At 72.7% G+C, this 17,691-nt stretch carries 13 protein-coding genes; 6 read left to right on the top strand and 7 right to left on the bottom strand.

What is annotated here, in order from left to right:
- Positions 1 to 97: 97 nt before the first annotated feature.
- The 4 genes from ACIP82_RS11075 to ACIP82_RS11060 all read left to right on the top strand — a co-directional run bounded on the left by ACIP82_RS11075 (position 98) and on the right by ACIP82_RS11060 (position 3,466).
- Positions 98 to 550 carry a hypothetical protein gene (locus ACIP82_RS11075; RefSeq protein ID WP_400652946.1) on the top strand — a complete coding sequence of 151 codons (453 nt, stop codon included), beginning with the start codon at positions 98 to 100 and terminating at the stop codon, positions 548 to 550.
- 87 nt (positions 551 to 637) lie between these two features.
- The gene (gene istB / locus ACIP82_RS11070) at positions 638 to 1,594 is read left to right on the top strand and encodes an IS21-like element helper ATPase IstB (protein ID WP_400652945.1); all 957 of its coding nucleotides are present in this window, start codon (positions 638 to 640) and stop codon (positions 1,592 to 1,594) included.
- 214 nt (positions 1,595 to 1,808) lie between these two features.
- Complete coding sequence (locus ACIP82_RS11065) at positions 1,809 to 2,345, top strand: GNAT family N-acetyltransferase (RefSeq protein ID WP_400652943.1); 537 nt, start codon at positions 1,809 to 1,811, stop codon at positions 2,343 to 2,345.
- A 236-nt stretch (positions 2,346 to 2,581) separates the two neighbouring features.
- Complete coding sequence (locus ACIP82_RS11060) at positions 2,582 to 3,466, top strand: transposase (RefSeq protein ID WP_400652941.1); 885 nt, start codon at positions 2,582 to 2,584, stop codon at positions 3,464 to 3,466.
- 117 nt (positions 3,467 to 3,583) lie between these two features.
- On the opposite strand, the gene ACIP82_RS11055 is transcribed toward ACIP82_RS11060, so the two are convergent.
- The 3 genes from ACIP82_RS11055 to ACIP82_RS11045 form a co-directional block, all read right to left on the bottom strand.
- Positions 3,584 to 5,398, bottom strand: a complete 1,815-nt coding sequence (locus ACIP82_RS11055; protein ID WP_400652939.1) for a S8 family peptidase — start codon at positions 5,396 to 5,398, stop codon at positions 3,584 to 3,586.
- Positions 5,399 to 5,595: 197 nt separating this feature from the next.
- Positions 5,596 to 6,348: a thioesterase II family protein gene (locus ACIP82_RS11050; RefSeq protein WP_400652937.1), complete on the bottom strand. Its 753-nt coding sequence runs from the start codon at positions 6,346 to 6,348 to the stop codon at positions 5,596 to 5,598.
- Between the two features lie 121 nt (positions 6,349 to 6,469).
- Positions 6,470 to 7,180 carry an AAA family ATPase gene (locus ACIP82_RS11045; RefSeq protein ID WP_400652935.1) on the bottom strand — a complete coding sequence of 237 codons (711 nt, stop codon included), beginning with the start codon at positions 7,178 to 7,180 and terminating at the stop codon, positions 6,470 to 6,472.
- A 209-nt stretch (positions 7,181 to 7,389) separates the two neighbouring features.
- Between ACIP82_RS11045 and ACIP82_RS11040 the strand changes: the two genes are divergently transcribed.
- Complete coding sequence (locus ACIP82_RS11040; RefSeq protein WP_400652933.1) at positions 7,390 to 8,952, top strand: AMP-binding protein; 1,563 nt, start codon at positions 7,390 to 7,392, stop codon at positions 8,950 to 8,952.
- Between the two features lie 198 nt (positions 8,953 to 9,150).
- Positions 9,151 to 9,345: a hypothetical protein gene (locus tag ACIP82_RS11035; RefSeq protein ID WP_363612950.1), complete on the top strand. Its 195-nt coding sequence runs from the start codon at positions 9,151 to 9,153 to the stop codon at positions 9,343 to 9,345.
- A 335-nt stretch (positions 9,346 to 9,680) separates the two neighbouring features.
- On the opposite strand, the gene ACIP82_RS11030 is transcribed toward ACIP82_RS11035, so the two are convergent.
- The 4 genes from ACIP82_RS11030 to ACIP82_RS11015 all read right to left on the bottom strand — a co-directional run bounded on the left by ACIP82_RS11030 (position 9,681) and on the right by ACIP82_RS11015 (position 17,653).
- On the bottom strand, positions 9,681 to 10,256 hold the full coding sequence (locus ACIP82_RS11030) for a helix-turn-helix domain-containing protein (RefSeq protein WP_400652931.1): 576 nt from the start codon (positions 10,254 to 10,256) through the stop codon (positions 9,681 to 9,683).
- A 125-nt stretch (positions 10,257 to 10,381) separates the two neighbouring features.
- Positions 10,382 to 11,386 carry an ABC transporter ATP-binding protein gene (locus ACIP82_RS11025; RefSeq protein WP_363612954.1) on the bottom strand — a complete coding sequence of 335 codons (1,005 nt, stop codon included), beginning with the start codon at positions 11,384 to 11,386 and terminating at the stop codon, positions 10,382 to 10,384.
- 100 nt (positions 11,387 to 11,486) lie between these two features.
- Positions 11,487 to 14,390 carry a hypothetical protein gene (locus ACIP82_RS11020; protein ID WP_400652929.1) on the bottom strand — a complete coding sequence of 968 codons (2,904 nt, stop codon included), beginning with the start codon at positions 14,388 to 14,390 and terminating at the stop codon, positions 11,487 to 11,489.
- Positions 14,387 to 17,653 (bottom strand): ABC transporter permease, encoded by a 3,267-nt coding sequence (locus tag ACIP82_RS11015; RefSeq protein ID WP_400652927.1) that lies wholly within the window; start codon positions 17,651 to 17,653, stop codon positions 14,387 to 14,389. Before ACIP82_RS11015 ends, ACIP82_RS11020 begins: the two co-directional genes overlap by 4 nt.
- Positions 17,654 to 17,691 lie beyond the last annotated feature (38 nt).

Genomic DNA, 17,691 nt, shown 5'->3' with positions numbered 1-17,691 from the left:
CATCATGGCGGGTGTGAATTCCTCCGTCGCAACACCCAATGCCGACCTGGTCCATGCACGTTGGCGTGCCCGGGAGGCACCCCACGGAGACTTCATCATGTTCTCCGACGGATCTCTGTCGGTGATGAGGCTCATGCGCTTCTCCCCCGCAGATCAGCGCCATGACATGCGGGCCGAGAACTGGCAGTGGTGGGAGGTCCTCCGGGCCACCGCGTGGACCCCCAGTGACTGGATGGACGTCGATACGACGTTTGCCTCACGCACCTACGCCGGAAGCCGTGCCCTCGCAGGTGAATCATCGGACCACGGCAGTATCGGCTGGGTCGCCCTGACGCGGGACGATGACCACCACACCTTGGAATGGCTCGCGGTCTCCTGCTCGTCCAATCCGTTCACCGAAGTCACCTTGGATGGAACCACGGTGACCGCCACCAGCACCCTGGGCCGCATCTGGACCTTCCCCCGAAACGCCCCGCAACAGGTGAAGATCACTGAGGATCCTACGTACCCCTGGCCCTCGCCGACTCAACCGCTCAGTCCCGCCAACTGAAGCCCAAGATCCACTCGGGCATTGGGGTGCGAAGTACAGAGAAGGGTCTATGCGACCGCGTCCCAGGAGGCGTTCCTGGAAGGGCACGTGGAGGCGTTCACGGTGCTGGGCGGGGTGCTGTCGGTGCACATCCGGTACGACAACTTGAAGCCGGCGGTCAAGCAGGTGCTGTTCGGGCGCTCGCGGCTGGAGTCGGCGCGGTGGGCGTCGTTCAAGTCCTGGTATGAGTTCTCGGCGTTCTACTGCGCGCCCGGCGAGGACGGCGCCCACGAGAAGGGCGGGGTGGAGCACGAGGGCGGCCGGTTCCGCCGCAAGCACCTGGTCCCGCCTCCCGCGGTCGACTCGTTGGCGGAGCTGAACGAGCGGCTGGTCGCGATCGACATCGCGGAGGACGCCCGGCACATCCACGGCCGGCCGACCTCGATCGGGTTCGACTTCGAGGCCGAGCGGGACCTTCGCCGCCAGCAGCGGCTGGCCCGATTTCCGCGGCCCAAGCGGTGGGAGGACTTCGACTTCTCGAAGAACCCGAACGTCACCCCCGAGGTCGTCGCGGACCTGAAGTCCCCGACCTGGGTCCGTGAGGGACGGCCGCTGGTGCTGATCGGCGACTCCGGCACCGGCAAGTCCCACCTGCTGATCGGCATCGGCACCGCGATCGCCGAGACCGACCTGTCGGTGCGCTACACCACCACCAGCGCGCTGGTGAACGAGCTCGCCGAGGCCGACGCGAGCCGTCGGCTGTCCTCGGTGATCGCCCGCTACGGCAAGATCGATCTTTTGTGTCTGGACGAGTTCGGCTACCTGAACCTGGGCCGCAAGGGCGCGAAGCTGCTGTTCCAGATCTTCACCGAGCGCGAGGAGCGCAAGGCCACTGCCGTCGCCACGAACTCACCCTTCACCGAGTGGGACAGGACCTTCGGCGACGCCCGCCTCTGCGCGGCCATCGCCGACCGGATCACCTTCCGCTGCACCCTGATCCAGACCGGCACCGAGTCCTACCGCTATCAGGCCACCCAAGAATCTCTCTTCCCCACCCCGAACTGACACGCCACCAGCAGCACGGAGGGCTGGACCCCGCGGGTTAGCTGGCGGCGTACATGTGAGAGTGCTCAGCCACGTGCTGGTGAACGTGCACAAGTCCAAGACGACGCTCAGGGATTGATCTCGGTTGTCCCGCATATCGAGCGTCCACGATCGGCAGGACCGACCCCGCACCCCGTGGCACGACAGCGCGTTCGCCCGTGAGATGGTTACTGTCATGACAGATGGCGCGACTCCGGACAGCGAGGTTGTACTTGAGACGAGTCGCCTGCTGCTCAGGCCCTGGCGGGTAGCCGAGGCTGTTGTCCAGCGTGAGCTGTGGACCGAACGTGATCCACGAGTGCCGCCGCACCGCCGAATCGACGCAGACGGACATCCCACGGTCGCGGAGCTCGAGGATTCGATCCGCACCAACCAGCTGTGGTCGATCGGGTTGCTGGCGGTCGAGCGGAAGGCCTCTCATGACGTCATCGGCTACTGCGGGCTGGTAGACAGCGGGCGAGGATCGGTAGGGGAACCGGAACTGGCATTCGAGCTGCTACGCCGAGTTTGGTGTCAGGGATACGCGACCGAGGCCTCGTTGGCGGTTCTGGAATGGGCGAGATCGTCTGGATACGAACGTCTGTGGGCCACGGTCTGGGACTGGAACACCGCTTCTCGCCGTGTTCTGGCCAAGGTCGGGTTCACCGAGACCGAGCGGAAGGAAGTGGACGCGGCGCACGGAACCACCCTGTTCACCACGAGACGGCTCTGACACACCCGATGTTTGGCCTTGCGGACGGCTCAGTGCAGTGCTGGCAGGCGGCAGTGTCCCCATACAGTCGGCAGAAGCGGATGCGGCACACGCTCGATGCCGGGGCGCCGGGAACGGAACATCACGGCGGCCGCCGGACTGTTCTTATGGGTCTCGCTGAGTCCGGTGGTCGGATCGCGGTCGGTTGAAGCGTCGGTTCTGCATCCGCTCGTCTCATCGCCGATCCGCACGACGCTGTGCACGTTTATCCGTACCCGGCTGAGCACTTCAACGAGTACGCGGACACCAGCCCTCCGGCGCGTCCAGGAGCGAGGCCCTGGCCGCGACTTGTCAGGGAGGCGACCCGAGCCTGCGATCACAAGCTACCGACGCCCCCACCCCAGTCCCTACGGACACTCCGCCCACGCCCACCAGGCCACCCGATCAGTGGCTCCCAATGGCGTCTGGCGCTGGACATGCTCGACGAGCTCGCGGGCACGGGGCTGCGGCCCGCCGTGCTGGTCGCGGACACCGCCTACGGCGCCAACGCCGACTTCCGTCACGGCCCGGAGGACCGCTTCCTGGCCTACGTGCTGCAGGCCAAGGGCGAGATGACCGCCCACAGCGAGGACGCCGAACCGTACCGGCCGCCCTACGGAGGCCTCGGTCCGCGGCCACTGCCACGCCACCGCTCCCGCCCGGTCTCCCCGCGCGAGCACGTTCCGGCCGCCGGACGCCGGGCCGGGCGGAGCGTGACCTGGCGCAAGGGCTCCAAAGCCGCGATGAGCTCGCACTTCGTCCTCCTGCGCATCCGGCCCGCCGGGCGGCGCCCCAGACCGGCCCACGACGGCACGATCCCCCTCACCTGGCTGATCGCCCAGTGGCCGGAGAACGAGGCGGAACCGGTCAGGTACTGGATCTCGAACCTGCCCGCCGACATCCCCGCCAAAAACCTGGTCCGGCTGGCGAAGTCACGCTGGCGGATCGAACACGACTACCGCGAGCTGAAGACCCGCCTGGGCCTGGACCACTTCGAAGGCCGCTCCTGCATCGGCCGGCACCGCCACGTCACCCTCGTCAGCGCCGCCCACCTGTTCCTCACCGAACAGCGGGCCCTCCCCAAAGCCCTGGCCAGGGCCTGACCTTCTACCAGGCCCTGGACCTCCTCCAACACCTCATCGCCACCTGGACCGGCACCTGCCCCACATGCCGACAACCCATCCCATGGCAGACCTACGACACCACCTGACAAAGCACTACTAGAAGGTGAGGTTCCAGGCGTCGATCGTGCCGGCGTCACCCGAGGCGCCGTCGCGCACCCGCAGCTTCCAGATGCCGGCCGCCACGCTCGCGGAGGCGTTCACGGTGTACGTCCTGGCGACGTTGGCGGCGCTGTCGCCGTTCGGGAAGTCCTCCAGGAGGTAGACGGTGCCGTTGGGGGCGACCAGGGAGATCACCAGGTCGCCGCGGTAGGTGTGCTTGATGTCCACGCCGACCTTGAGGGCCGCGGGGGCGTTGCCGCTGACGCCCGACACCGTGATCGGGCTCTCCACCGTGGTGTTGTCGCCGATCGCGACGTCGTTCAGGTTCTCGAAGTAGGCGCCGGGCGTCGGAGTACTGCCGCCGACCGCCTTCAACGCGTCCACCTGGCCCTCGCCGAAGAACGCGTTGTTCGCGGTGGTGCCGGTGCAACGGCTGTCGGAGACCGGGCAGGCCACATCGGCGGCCTGGGCGGCGAGGCGGGCCCGGATGTCGGCCGGGGTGAGGGCCGGGTTGCTGCTCGCGATCAGCGCGGCGACGCCGGTGACGTGCGGTGAGGCCATCGAGGTGCCGCTCTTGGTCCCGTAACGGCCGCCGGGCAGCGTGGAGTAGACGCCGTTGGCACCGTCCCCGCCGGGTGCCGCGATGTCGATGACGCCCTTGCCGTAGTTCGAGTAGGAGGCCTTGACGCTGCCGCTGCCCATCGCGGCGACGGTCACCACGCCCGGGAGTTCGGTCGGGATGTCCAGGCAGGCGTTGGTGATGGTCCGGGTGACCGGGGCCGAGTCGTTGGGGCTCGTGGTGTCGGTGGTCTTGTTGGCGAGGTCGTAGTTGGAGTTCCCGGCCGCCGCGACCTGCAGCGAGCCCTTGCCCTCGGCGTACTCCTGGGCGCGCCTGACGCCCTCGATGATGGCCGCCTGGTCGGGGTCGTTCGGGCAGTTGAAGGCCCACGGGTCGGTGTAGTAGCTGTTGTTGGTCACCTTGAAGCCGTGGTCACCGGCCCAGACGAAGCCGCAGACGGTGTTCTCGGCGAAGAACAGGGTGCTGCTCGGTTCGGCTATCCGCACCGACGCGATCTTCACGCCCGGTGCGACGCCGACGACGCCCTTGCCGTTCTTCGCCGCCGCTATGGTGCCCGCGACGTGTGTGCCGTGGGTGTCGACGTCCCGCCAGGCCCCGGTACGGGTGTCCGGCTTCCCGTACGCGCAGGACACCGAGTCGGCCGCGTCGAAGTTCGGCGCGAGGTCCTGGTGCTGGTCGTCCACGCCGGTGTCCAGCACCCCGACCTTGACGGTGGGCGAACCGGTCGTCACGGCCCACGCCCGGTCGGCCTTGATCTGGGTCATGTCCCAGCGGTTGGACTCGGTGAGCGTGGTCGTCGCCTGCGCGGGGTTGGCGGGCAGCGCCGGGTTGTAGGCGTCCGCCGGAACGTCGGAGGTCCGGGTCGCTCCGACCTGCTGGATGCCGGCGACACCGCGCAGGGTGACGGCGAACGAGGCGGACGCCGAGTGGGCGACGACCACGCCGATCGCGTCGTAACTCGCGAAGACCGTGCCGCCGTTGGCGGTGACCGCGGCCTTGGCGGCGGTGGTGTCGCCCGGCGCGCCGATGACCAGGTAGGCCCGGGTCCCCGCCACCCAGCCGGCGGCGGCGCCCGGAGCGGTGACCGCGGAGGCGACGACAGCGCCCTTGGAACCGCCGGGAGTTGTGGGGGCGGCGGTGGCGAGCGACCCGGGAGCGGCCAGCGCCATGGCGGTGAGGAAGGCGAGCGCGGCGACCGGTCGGCCGAGCCGCCGGGATATCAGGGGTGACATGTGCGTCCTCCGATCAACCCGTGCGCGAGGGGGTACGCACGGGGTTGAACGCAACATGCCAGAAAGCGGCACACTTGGGGAAGGCTTTACGCGCGACCGCTTGTCACAAACGTGTCAACTTTCGATGTCGGCCGGGGCCGGCCACCCCGGCCGGCCCCCGCGCCGGCCCCCGACTCCCCGCCCTCCCCGAGACCCGGTCAGCCGCCGAGGTGGGCGGCCAGCACGTCCAGCACGGCGGGCCGCTGGTCGGCCAGGTAGAAGTGACCGCCGGGGAAGACCTTCAGGTCGAAGGCGGCGGTGGTGTGCCGGGCCCAGTCACGGACCTCGTCGAGGGTGGCCCGCGGATCCGCGTCCCCGACCAGGGCGGTGATCGGCTGCGACACCACGGCGTCCGGCGCGCACCGGTACGTCTCGATGGCGGTGTAGTCGCTGCGCAGCGACGGCAGGATGATCAGACGCAACTCCGGGTCGGCCAGCACCCGTTCGTCGGTGCCGCCCAGCCTGGCCAGCTCCGCGAGCAGTTCGGCGTCCGGCAGTTGGTGGACGGCCGAGTCCCGGGGCCGGGAGGGCGCACGACCGCCGGAGACGACGAGCCGCACCGGTCCCGGCGCACCGTCCCGGGCGAAGCAGCGGGCGACCTCGAAGGCGACGGCCGCGCCCATGCTGTGCCCGAAGAACGTCAGCGGCCGGTCCGCCCAGGGCAGCAGTGCCTCGTACACCCGCTCCGCCAGGACGTCCACCGAGTCGATCCCCGGCTCGCCGAACCGGTTCTGCCGGCCGGGGTACTGGACGGCGAGCACATCGGCGTACGGCGAGAGCGCGGCGGAGTAGTCGAGGAAGTAGCTCGCCGACCCGCCCGCGTGCGGAAAGCAGACGAGCCGGGCGGGCGCGGTGTCGACAGGATGGAAGCGGCGGAACCAGGGGCTCTCGGTGGTGATGCTGCCGGGCATGCGGGACAACCTCTCTGCGTGCGGATCAGCTTCGCGTGTCACTCCTGCCCCAGTCTCCCCCGTACGGAACCCCGGCCCGTCACGGGCGTCGACCGGGCCCACCCGGTGGGCCGACGCCGCCTCACCCGTCCTGCGGGGCCGGGCCGAACCGGATGGCGGCGGCACGTTCGCGGGAGACGCGGTCGAGCAGGAGGACGGAGACGGCCTCCGGCGCGGGTGCGGGGGCGGCGCCGCGAGCGTGCCGGGTGAACGCCGCCAGGAGGCGGTCGAGCCCTCGGCGATGGCGGGCGAAGGCCCGGCGCGAGGCCCAGCGACCGCGCTCCCGCTGGCCGGCGAGGGCGGTCTCGGCGCCGACGTCGAGCAGGACGAGGTGCAGCGTCCGCCCCTGCCGGGCGGCCGTACGGGAGAGCCAGCGGCGCATCCACGCGCGGCTGCCGCAGTCGTGGACCAGCAGCGGCCCGCCCCGCCGGACGGTGGCGCGCAGCAGGCGGAAGTGCTCCAGGCGGGCCCACGGCCGGTAGACCGCGTACGGCAGGCGGGCGGGCATCACCGCCTCACAGGCCTCGTGGACGGCGCGTGGGTCGACGGTGGCCGCCCCGGGAGCCTGGGCGGACCAACGGTGCAGCAGGGTGCTCTTGCCGCTGCCGGGGAGGCCCGAGACGACCACGACGGCGTCCGCCGGGTAGTGGGCGGTGAACGGCGCCCCGGCAGCGCCCCGCAGGTCGACCAGGCCTCGCGGCTCCATCCCGGCCTGCGCCCCCTGTTCCGCGCCCCGCGCCTGCGCGCCCTGGCGTACCGCGGTCTGCCCGCCCCGCGTGGTCGGCCTGTCCATTGTGCTCACTCATCCCCGTCCGTGCCCGACCCGGAACGATAACAACTGCCGCCGGACCGGGGAGCAGCCGGTCCGGACCCCGCCACCGAGTGCCCTAGGGTGGGCGCCGATGTGATGGACCGTCAGAATTTGGCGTTCGGGCAATGGCGTCGGCATCGGTGCGGGAGCCGGAGTCGGCATGGCGTATCGGGATCGGTGGAGGGCGTGACGTGACGGGGACGCTGGGAACGGCCGGGCCGGACGCGGGCGCGGGATCCGGGGCGGCGACGCTCACCGGAATGGTGCTGGAGGGACTGGCGCGGGATCCGGGGCGGGTGGCGATCCGGTACGGGGAGCGGGCACTGACGGCGCAGGAGTGTCTGGACGACGTGTACCGGACGGCGCGGGCGCTGCTCACCGTCGGCCTCGGGCCCGGTGACGGGGTGACGGTCCTGTCCGGGAACCGGCCGGAACCGGTGCTGGTGCGGCTGGCGGCGAACCAGATCGGCTGCCGGGTGGCGATGCTGTACACGGACCGCCCGGTGGCGGACCAGGTCGCGATGGCCGAGGAGGCGCAGACGGCCGCGCTGGTCTTCGACCCGGACCGGTTCGGCGCGGCGGCGGGCCGGATCGCCGGGGCGCTGCCCGGGGCGGGCCTGCTGGCGCTGGGCCCGACCCCGCTCGGGGAGGATCTGCTGGAGCTGGCGGCGCCGCTCTCGCCGGCGCCGCTGGCGCCCGGATACCGGCCGGGCGACGTGATGGCGGTGCGGTTCACCGGCGGTTCGACCGGGCGGCCGAAGGGCGTGCTGCGCCACTTCGCCCGTCCGCCCCGGCCGCCGCTGGTGGCCGCGTCCGCCTTCCTGCTCTGCACGGCGCTCTGCCACGGGGGCGGCACCACGGCGGATCTGGCGCTGGCGGCGGGCGGCTCGGTGGTGCTGCAGGACGGGTTCGCGGCGGGGGCGGTACTGGCGGCGGTCGAGCGGTACCGGGTGTCGCGGGCGTACCTGCCGCCGCATCTGCTCTACCAGGTGCTGGACCACCCCGGGCTGGGCCGGACCGACCTCGGCAGTCTGCGCCGGGTCACGTACACCGGCTGCCTGCCGTCGCCGGAGCGGCTGGCGGAGGCGACCCGCCGGATCGGGCGGGTGCTGCACCAGACGTACAGCCTGACGGAGTGCGGGCCGGTCACCCGGCTCACGCCGGACGAACATCTCGCCCCGGGGCTGCTGACCACCGCCGGACGCCCCTTCCCGGACACCGAGGTACGGATCCTGGACGAGGAGGGCCGGCTGCTGCCGCCCGGCCGGACCGGGGAGATCTGCGCACGGACTCCGACGGCGATGTCGGGGTACTGGCGCAATCCGGAGCTGACGGCGCGGGTGCTGCGAAACGGCTGGCTGCACACCGGCGACCTGGGCTTCCTGGACGCGGCCGGGTATCTGACGGTGACCGGTCGACGGGAGGCGATGGCGGTCGTGGACGCGCACAACGTGTTTCCCCGGGATGTCGAGCAGCCGCTGCTGGCGCACCCTCGGGTGCGCCAGGCGGTGATGTTCTCCACCACCGGCCGGGACCGGCTGGAGCGGGTGCACGCGGCCGTGACCACGGAGCCCGGGGCGACGGTCACGGCGGCCGAGTTGCACCGGTGGGTGCTCGAACGCAGCGGGCCGCTCTGTGATCCGTCGACGATCCTGGTCCTGCCGGGCATTCCGTTGAGCGAGACCGGGAAGCCGGACCTCGCGGCGTTGCGGGCGCAGGTCGGAGGCGCGGCGACGGCGGGCGACAAGCCCTAGAGAACCGGCGGCCGCCGGCGGGCACCTCAGGGGCGCGCGGTGAGGCTTCGCGCGCCTCTGGCGCTTCGCCCGCCCGCGTGCGCGCTCCCCCGTGCGGCGGGCGTTCCGCGGAGCCGTCCGTGGACACTCGACCGTGCGGGCCGGTCTGCCGATATTCCCGGCGACGCTCCCTTGCACCGCCCCCAGGAGGCGCCCTCCGTGACCTGGCTTCGCGTCCTGACCGCGCTCGGCATCCTCGCCGTGGCGGCCGGCGCCCTGCTCGTCTTCGCCCTCTGCACCGCCGCGGCGAGGGGCGACCGCCGTGACCGCGGCGACCGGGGCGCGCCCCGGGACGACTTCCGGGAGGAGGCCGAGCACAGCGGACTGATCCAGCGTACGGGCGACGGTAGTTGACGGATCGACGCAAGAACACAAGGTGTCCTGAAGTAGACAACGTCTCCTCGCGTGCTTCGGCGTGCGGCACCGGCGACGCCGCACGCCCTGCGGCGCACCGCTCCCCGGCGTTCCCGCACGAAGGAGCGATCTCCACGCCCAAGCGCGGCCAGGCCTCCTTCGGCTACTACGCACGACGCGCCCGGTTCGCGGCGGGACCCCCGCCACGGTCAAGGCCGGCCTCGCGCTGCACGGTCTGGACGTCGGCGAGCCGCGCCACCCGCTGCTGTCACTGGACCGGGACCGGGCCGACCTCCTGGTCGGCCTGCTGCCGACGACCACGCGCTGACGGGCGGTCAGGGCAGCGTCGGCACCCGGTCCGCCGGGCCGGCCGGATCGTCGTGGATCACCACCAGGATCGCGGCCGGCTCGGCGCCGGTGCTCCGGCAGCGGTGCGGGAGCGCCGAGTTGAGGTAGACGCTGTCGCCCGGGCCGAGCCGGACGGTCCGTTCGGGGAACCCCAGCTCGGCCGTCCCGGCATGGACGAAGAAGAACTCCTCACCCGCATGGGACTTGAACGGCGAGTCGGCCGGCTCGATCCGCGGGTACATCATGAACGGCACCATCCGCTTGCCGCTGAGGCCGGTCGCGATGCCCTCGTAGTGCGGGGCGCCGGGGCCGGCCCCGCCCGCCATCGGTGTCCGTTCGCCGGCCCGGACCACGGTGACCAGCTCGGGCTCCACCTCGTCCGAGAACAGCCGGCTGACATCGACGTTCAACGCGTGCGCGAGCTTCAGCGCGGTCGAGATCGACGGGTCGCTGAGACCGCGCTCCACCTTGGAGAGGTAGCTCTTGGTCACCCCGACCCGCGCCGCCAGCGCCTCCAGGCTGAGCCGGTTCTGCTTCCTCAGCACCCTCACTCGGCTGCTCATGCGGCACCTCTCACCCGGAACGTCGGCCTCAGCATCCCATCGCCACCCGCCCCGAGGATGCCCAGGGCCGTCCGCCCGCCGCCCGCCGCATCAGTGCCGCACGCCCGTACCGGCGGCTGCCCGTCTCAGGGCCCGTCCGCTCCGTGGCCGGCCAGGTCGTCCGGGCTGACGGCGATGTGGTCGGCGGCCAGATCGACGGCGACCCGGTGCTCCATGCCGAGCGCCTCCAGGAACTTGACCGGCAGCTGCACCCGGCCGGTGCGGTCCAGCATCACGTACTCGCGCTCGTTGATCGACTCCTCGCCGTGTTCGTCGGTGATGGTGCGGCGCAGCACCTCGCTGCTGGTCCGGCCGTCCCGGATGGCGACCGTGCGACGCACCTCACCCGCCACCATCGGGTCGTGGGTGACGATGACGACGGTGGTGCCGAGTTCACGGTTGACGGTGCGGAACGCCTCGAAGATGGTGGCCGCGGTCTCCGAGTCGAGCTCGCCGGTCGGCTCGTCGGCGAGCAGGACGGGCGGGTTGTTGGCCATCGCCACGGCGATGGCGACCCGCTGCTGCTGTCCGCCGGAGAGCTCGGCGGGGCGGCGGTGGGCGAGCTGGCCGATCTCCAGCGCCTCCAGCAGCTCCGCCACCCGGGCGGCCTGCTGCTTCGCCCCGCCCGGCCCGCCCCGGCGGCCGCGCAGCTGCATCGGCAGCGCGACGTTCTCGGCGGCGGTGAGGAAGGGCATCAGGTTGCGGGCGGTCTGCTGCCAGATGAAGCCGACCACCTCACGGCGGTAGCGCAGGCGTTCACGGGGGGACATGTCCAGCAGCTCGCAGCCGGCCACGGCCGCGCTGCCGGCGGTCGGGACGTCGAGCCCGGCCAGAATGGTGAGCAGGGTCGACTTGCCGCTGCCGGAGGCACCGACCAGAGCCACCAGGTCGCCCTGCCGGATGGTCAGCTCCAGCCCCTGGAGCGCCTGCACCTCGATTCCCTCGGCGCTGAAGATACGGACCAGACGGTCGCAGACGATGGCCGCGCCCGCGCCGTACGCCTTCGGTGCCGCGGCGGCGCGTGCCTGGTCCTGGAGCTCCTGAAAGGTGGGGGTCTGGCCGTCCGGCCGGGTCTGGGGGGCGCTGTTCACCACTGGTCTCCTGTCACCGCTGCGCCTGGGCGCGCTCCTGGTCGCGGTTGCCGCGAGCTGATTCCCGTACCGTCCGGGTATGGCGTCTCCGGGGTGGTGGTCACCGCTGGTCCCCCGCCCGCAGTTCGGTGGTGATCTGGCGCCGGCCGGAGACGAACGCCTCGGCCAGTACGCCGACGGACACCAGGGCGGCCAGGCCGAGTGTCTGCACCAGAACGGGCATCACGGTGAGCCGCAGGCCGACCGGGACGTCCGCGCCGATCAGCACCGACAGATCGAACGCCGACCCGAGCAGGGCGACCGCGGCCAGGGCGACCAGTCCGCCGCCGAAGGCGGCGACCAGGGTCTGCGGCAGTGTCTCGGCGACGATCAACGCCAGACCCTGCCGGGGCCGCAGGCCCATGGTGCGCAGCCTGGCGAGCAGGGCGACGCGTTCGGGGGCGGCGCGAAGCAGCGTCAGCAGCACGGCGAGGAGGGCGAAGGCGGCGGCGCCGATCACGGCGACCCAGAACAGCCGGCTCGCCGAGCGCTGGAGCGGGTCGGCGGCGAGTTCGGCGGCCACGGTCGCGCTGGTCTTCACCAGGTAGCCGTTGGGTACGGCGTCGGGGTCGGCGCTCGCGGGGGCCGGGGCGGACGCGGAGGACGCCGACGTGGACGCCGGGGCCGGCGCGGACGACGCGGGCACCGACGGCTTGGCAGAACCGGAGGTGGGCAACGAGGCAGGCGCCACCGCCTGGGACCAGTCCGCCGCGGCCGCGGCGCCCTCCTTGATCGAGGCCGCCAGCGTGCGCACCAGTCCCTTCAGCTGCCGCTCGTCCACGTCGCCCGTGGCGAGCCAGACATTCAGGTGGCCGAGTTCGGGAACCCGTGCGACCGCCGGTCCGGCCGGCAGCACGACGAACCGTCGGCCCAGGCCCGGGAGCGCGGGCGTGCCGTCGACCGTTCCTGCCGCGGTGGTGACGAGTTCGCCACCGTTGGGCAGGCGCAGACGGTGGTTACCGTCCATGCCCTTCTTCGCGAGTTCGGTGCTGAAGAGGGCCGGAACGGGCGAGTCGGCGCCGCCGGTTCCGCCCGCGAGCACGGCCGGGTCGAACTCGCCGCGCCCGACGGTGCGGGACAGCTCGGCGTACGCCTCGGGCTCGACGACCACCACGGTGGTCCGGGTGGACCCGTCACCGGTACCGAGGAGGAATCCCTCGGACTCGGTGTAGGCGGGCACGGCCGTCCGCACTCCGGGCAGCGCGGCCGCCGCCGCAAGGAAGCCGGGCGACAGGTTGACGCCGATCGGTACGGCGAGGGAGGCGTCGCCGCCGGTGGCGATCCGGGCGGAACGCAGCCGTCCGCTGTCGATCGTGTCCAGCACGGTGGCCCCGAAGCCCGCGGTGGTGACCGCGAGCAGCAGCGCGAGCAGCGGCAGCATCGGGGGGCCCGTGCGGCCGCCGGTGCCACGGGCGGCGCGGGCCAGACCGAGGAATCCGACGAGCCCGGGGCGACGGCCGGCCAGCCGGGCGAGCGCTCCGACCAGCAGCGGCTGGAGCCGGGCGAGCAGCAGTCCGCCGGTCAGGGCGAGCAGGAGCGGAGCGGCGACCAGCAGCGGGTCCAGGCCCTCCCCGGGCGGGGCGACCCCGTGTCGCCGGACCGCCAGCACGGCCGCGACGGTGACGGCCAGGACGGCGGACTCGGCGACCAGCCGGCGCCGTCCTCCGAGGGCACGCGGCGCGGACCAGAGCACGGACGCGCGGACCGGGAAGCTCAGCAGGGCGAGCAGGGTGGTGGCGAGGCCCGCGAGGACGGCGCCGGTCCAGCGCGGGGTGGGAAACAGTACGAGGGCGAGCGCCGTCGCGACCGCCGCGGCGGGCAGGAGGACCACCGCGCCCTCACCGAGCAGGCGCAGCAGCACACCTCCGCGCGATCCGCCGCGGGCCTGGAGCAGCCGTAGTTCGGCGGCGCGCCGGTCGGCGGTGAGAGCGGCGGCCAGGCAGAGCACCACGGCGGCGACTCCGGCCAGGCCGGCCGGGCCGATCGCGGCGACCGGAGCGGCGGCGGCCTGCTGGGCGGTGGCCTGCTTGAACAGCTGGGGCAACGTGGAGTTGATGGCCAGGTCCTGTCGGCCGGTGTAGACGGCCAGCCCCACGCCGGTGGGGCCGGCCAGGAAGGAGGCGACCTCCGCGTTGGTCTCGGGCAGCAGATCGGCGCGCAGGGCGGCGGTGTCGACGGGCATCCGCCAGAAGTCCACCGCTCCGTACCCCCACACCTCGATCCGGGACAGAGCGTCACCGCCGACGACACCGGCGGTCTGCCAGCCGCCCTTGGTGGACAGGCAGGCGGCTTCGGCGCAGGACAGATCGGTCCAGTAGGGGTCGTGCAGGTCGTTGGGGGTGTACAGGCCGACCAGCTCGGCCTGGGGTTCCTCGGGGCCGCCGGTCTCGAGGATGTCGCCGAGCTTGGCGCCGATCGTGGCGGCGGCGTTGGTGCTGAGTGCGATCGGGACCGGTCCGGTCTCGGTGCCCCCGCCGGGCCATCGGCCCGACGCCAGGGTGGCGTGCTCGGTGAGGCCGTTCAGATAGAGCAGGTTGAGCTTGGTCGCCGCCTCGTCGATCTTGGCGAGTCCGGGATTGACCAGCGGGCGTGTCGTGTTGCTGCGCACGCCGTAGACCAGGCCGCTCGACTCGTAGTGAAACGTCTTTCCCGTGCGGGCGGCCAGCTTCACCGCCACCTGGTCGAGGTCCGCCGTGCCGAAACGGTGGTTCGAGGTGGCGACCATGCTGGTCCAGCCCGGGCCGCGGCTGCGCAGCAACTCGCGCAGCGCGTCGTCGTTCCCCCGGTCGAGCACTCGTGGGAACGCGACGGCCAGAAAAACGGTGCCGAAGGCGAGCGCCGCCATGAGCAGTGCGGCGAGCGGCGCCGAACGCAGCCGGGTGCGCACCCAGGGCGCGGGGCGGTAGTCGGTCTTCGGGTGGGCGTCGGCGGGGGCGGGCGCGCCGGTACCGGCCGGGCTGGTCACATCTCCTCCACGTGCCGCAGCCGGGCGGCCACGTCTCGACGACGGCGTCCGCTGACGAAGGCCGACAACAGGGGAACGGCGGTGATCGCGCCCGCGAGCAGCACGGCCCAGCCGAACGGCAGGTCGACCAGGACTTCGGGCACCGGCCTGCGGGCCGCGGGGGTGAGCACCACGAGCGGGACGATCAGCTGGACGATCAGGGCGCCGAGGCCGAGGCCGACGACGCTTCCGAGTCCCACCAGCAGGGCCTGTTCGGCGGCGGCCGTCCGTCGCAGCCACCGCCGGGGTGTGCCGATGGCGAGCAGCACCGCGAACTCGCCGGAGCGCTCGCGGGCGGAGGCGGCCGAGGCGGCGGCGTAGCCGATCGAGGCGAGGACGGCGGTGACCAGGGCGATGGCGGCGAGCGCGCTCTGCGGGGCGGCGCTGAGCGGGTCGCTGAGCAGATCGTCGGCCACCTCGTCCCGCAGCTGCAGGTTCTGTGCACCGGGGGTGGTCCGCAGCACGGCGGCGGCCTCGCCAGGTGTCCGGTCGTCCGGGCCGGTGGCGGGCAGCCACCACTCGGTGGGTCCCGGCAGTTCCTTGCCCCCGGCGGCGAGGAAGCGGCCGGCGGTGGCGAGGTCGACGGCAAGCGCCGTTGTGCCCGCCACGGGCAGCGCCTCGACCGCGGCGGTGATCTTGACCGGCAGGTCGGCGCTGCCGAGGGGAACGCGGATGGTTTCGCCGACGGCCGAGCCGACGGCGGCCAGATAGGCGTGGGTGGCGACGCCTGGGACCTCCACCGGAGCGGGGGCACCGGCGGGAACGACGGTGACGCGCTGGCTGCGGGCGGACAGGCTGCCCGGCACGTACTCGAGCTTGAACAGCTGCTGGCCGCCGGTCTCCGTGGGCAGGACGGCGGAGAGGGGAGGGCCGTCCTGGACGAAGGCGCTGGCGCTCCAGGTCAGGTCGGCCGGTACGGGAACCACCGTGGCCGGGCCGGTCGCGGTGTCGGCGACGGCGATCCGGCGGACGGTCAGCTTGCCGTGGAGCGCACCGCCGTACTGCGCGTCGAACCCGACGACCACGCCGGACAGGGTGAGCGGCGCTGCGGCGGAGCCGAGCGGGGCGTCGGTGAGCGCGGTGAGGTCCGCGGTGACCTTGGCGTCGCCGTCGGCGGGAACGCCGGACAGCATGATGCGGTAGGTGCTGCCGAAGCGGTCGCGGATCAGCGCCCAGAGCTGCGGGTGTTCGTCCGACGGCTTGCTCGGGCTGATGTTGATGTCGGCCTCGATACGCAGCGGGTGGCCGGGCAGCGGCAGACCGGCCTGTGGCCCGGTGGGCGCGGGCTGGGCGAGCGGGGCGAACACCTCCTGGCGGCTCTTCCCGTCGAGCAGGTCGGAACGGACCGGGACGCGGTCGGCGAACCCGGCGGCGTCCAGGGCGAGCAGGTGCCCGGTGCTGCCGTCGGGCAGCCTCCGCTCCTCGCGGGTCACGGGTATCAGCCGGTCGCCTCCGGGCAGGGAGCCGTAACGGCCGCCCTGTCCCATCGGGGCCGTCTCCGAGGCGGATATCCGCAGGCCGCCGGCGGTGGCGAGGGAGGCCTGGTCGTGCTGGGAGGCGGACCAGGTGCTGTGCTGGCCGAGCGCCAGCACACCGGTGGAGACGGACAGCACCAGCAACAGGACGGGGCCGGTGGCCCGGCCGGGGCGGCGGGCCAGCTGCCAGCCGACCAGGGCTGGTGCCAGACCGCGACCACGGGCGGCCAGTCGGCTGCCGAGCCGGGCGGCGAACGGCAGCAGCCGCAGTACCAGCAGGGTGCCGGCGCAGAGGGCCAGGGTGGGGGCGGCGATCAGGACGGGGTCGAGACCGAGTCGGCCCGAGGCGTCCGTCGACAGCCCGCCGCTGTACTGGCTGAGCTGCTGGTAGGCGAGGCCCGCCAGGACGAGCAGCGCGAGGTCGGCGCCGGAGCGGACCGCGTTGGTGACGGCCGTCTGGCGCCGTCCCGCGCGGCGCAGCACTGCGCGGCCGGCGCCGCGCAACAGGGTGGGTGTGATGGTGAGCAGGACGCAGGCGAGGGCGCAGGCGGCCGCGAGCGGCCAGAGCGCAGGGCTCACGCCGGTGTCGAGGGGTACCCGGGCGAGCGGCCCGTAGCTGGCGAGGGCGCGCAGCAGGAGCGGAGCGAACAGGGGCGCGAGCAGCGCTGCGGGCAGGGCGAGCAGCAGCGACTCGGTGGCGGTGAAGACACTGAGACGGACGCTGGAGGCACCGCGGGCCGCCAGCAGGGCGTTCTCGCTCTCCTGCCGGGTTGCCATCAGATGGACGACCAGAAGGAGAACCGCGGCCGCGAGCACGCTCAGCTGCAGGGCACCGATCATCAGAGTGGAGCGGGCGACGAGGGCGCTGGACTCCAATTCAGTCAGCAGAGTGGGTAGTTCGCTCTTGATCTGGAGGCCGGTGGTGCCCTTGTACTGGTCGGCGAGGAGAGTGGCCCGGTCACGGAGGGCGGCAGCTTCGGAAGCGCTGATGCCGGCGAGGTCCGGGCTGAGCAGCCAGCTGCGGCCGTCCTGCACGACGCCGGCGGCAGTGAAGGCGCTGTCGTCGACCAGCAGCGGACCGTAGGTGGTGAAGCCGCCCGCCTGGATCTCACGCCCGCCCAGAGGATCGAGCCCCCAGTACGGGTCGGCGGTGTCGGTGGCGCGGTAGACGCCGGTGACACGGACGGTGAGCGGCGGGCCGCCGAAGCGGTCGTCGAGCCGGACCTCGGCGGGCAGGGCGTCGGCGGTGAGGCCGAGCCGGGCCAGCGCGGTCTGCGGGACGGCCGCCTGGACATTCCCCTGCCCGGCGGCGGGCCAGCTGCCGGCGACCAGCCGGACGTGCTCGTGGTCGAGGTTGGCGAACAGGGTGAGGTCCGGCTGGCCACCGGTGCCCGACGGTGTCCCGGCGGTGTCGGCCGGCCGGGGGGTGCCGTTGCTCGGGAGTCCGTACGAGCGGCTGCGGGTGAGGCTCTCGGTGTGGACCGGGAAGTCGCCGAAGAGCCTGCCGCCGTAGACGCCGATCGCCTCGTCGTCCTTGGCCCGCCCGTCGAGGCCGTGTTCGCTGGTGACCAGCACGTTGGCCCTGTTGCGGCCGGCCCCTTGCAGCGCCTGGCGCAGGCCCGCTTCGCCGACCGTGCTGTTGAACGCCACCAGCGCGGTGAGCACCGCCGTGGTGATCAGCATGGTGACCAGGACAGCGGCGGCCAACGACAGTCGCCCGCGCAGACGGCGCACGACAAAGCCGAGCATCCCGTTCCTCCCCCTGGTTCGTCCCGGTTCCGCGCGGC

Source organism: Kitasatospora sp. NPDC088548, assembly GCF_044753005.1.
Lineage (GTDB): Bacteria > Actinomycetota > Actinomycetes > Streptomycetales > Streptomycetaceae > Kitasatospora.
Note: the sequence above shows the minus strand (reverse complement) of the source record. Positions and strands in the feature narration are given on the sequence as shown.

What these genes read in the sequence shown, in the direction of transcription:
- ACIP82_RS11075 (WP_400652946.1), top strand. Translation starts at nt 98, where the DNA reads ATGTTCTCCGACGGATCTCTGTCGGTGATGAGGCTCATGCGCTTCTCC.
- ACIP82_RS11065 (WP_400652943.1), top strand. Translation starts at nt 1,809, where the DNA reads ATGACAGATGGCGCGACTCCGGACAGCGAGGTTGTACTTGAGACGAGT.
- ACIP82_RS11055 (WP_400652939.1), bottom strand. Translation starts at nt 5,398, where the DNA reads ATGTCACCCCTGATATCCCGGCGGCTCGGCCGACCGGTCGCCGCGCTC.
- ACIP82_RS11050 (WP_400652937.1), bottom strand. Translation starts at nt 6,348, where the DNA reads ATGCCCGGCAGCATCACCACCGAGAGCCCCTGGTTCCGCCGCTTCCAT.
- ACIP82_RS11045 (WP_400652935.1), bottom strand. Translation starts at nt 7,180, where the DNA reads ATGGACAGGCCGACCACGCGGGGCGGGCAGACCGCGGTACGCCAGGGC.
- ACIP82_RS11030 (WP_400652931.1), bottom strand. Translation starts at nt 10,256, where the DNA reads ATGAGCAGCCGAGTGAGGGTGCTGAGGAAGCAGAACCGGCTCAGCCTG.
- ACIP82_RS11015 (WP_400652927.1), bottom strand. Translation starts at nt 17,653, where the DNA reads ATGCTCGGCTTTGTCGTGCGCCGTCTGCGCGGGCGACTGTCGTTGGCC.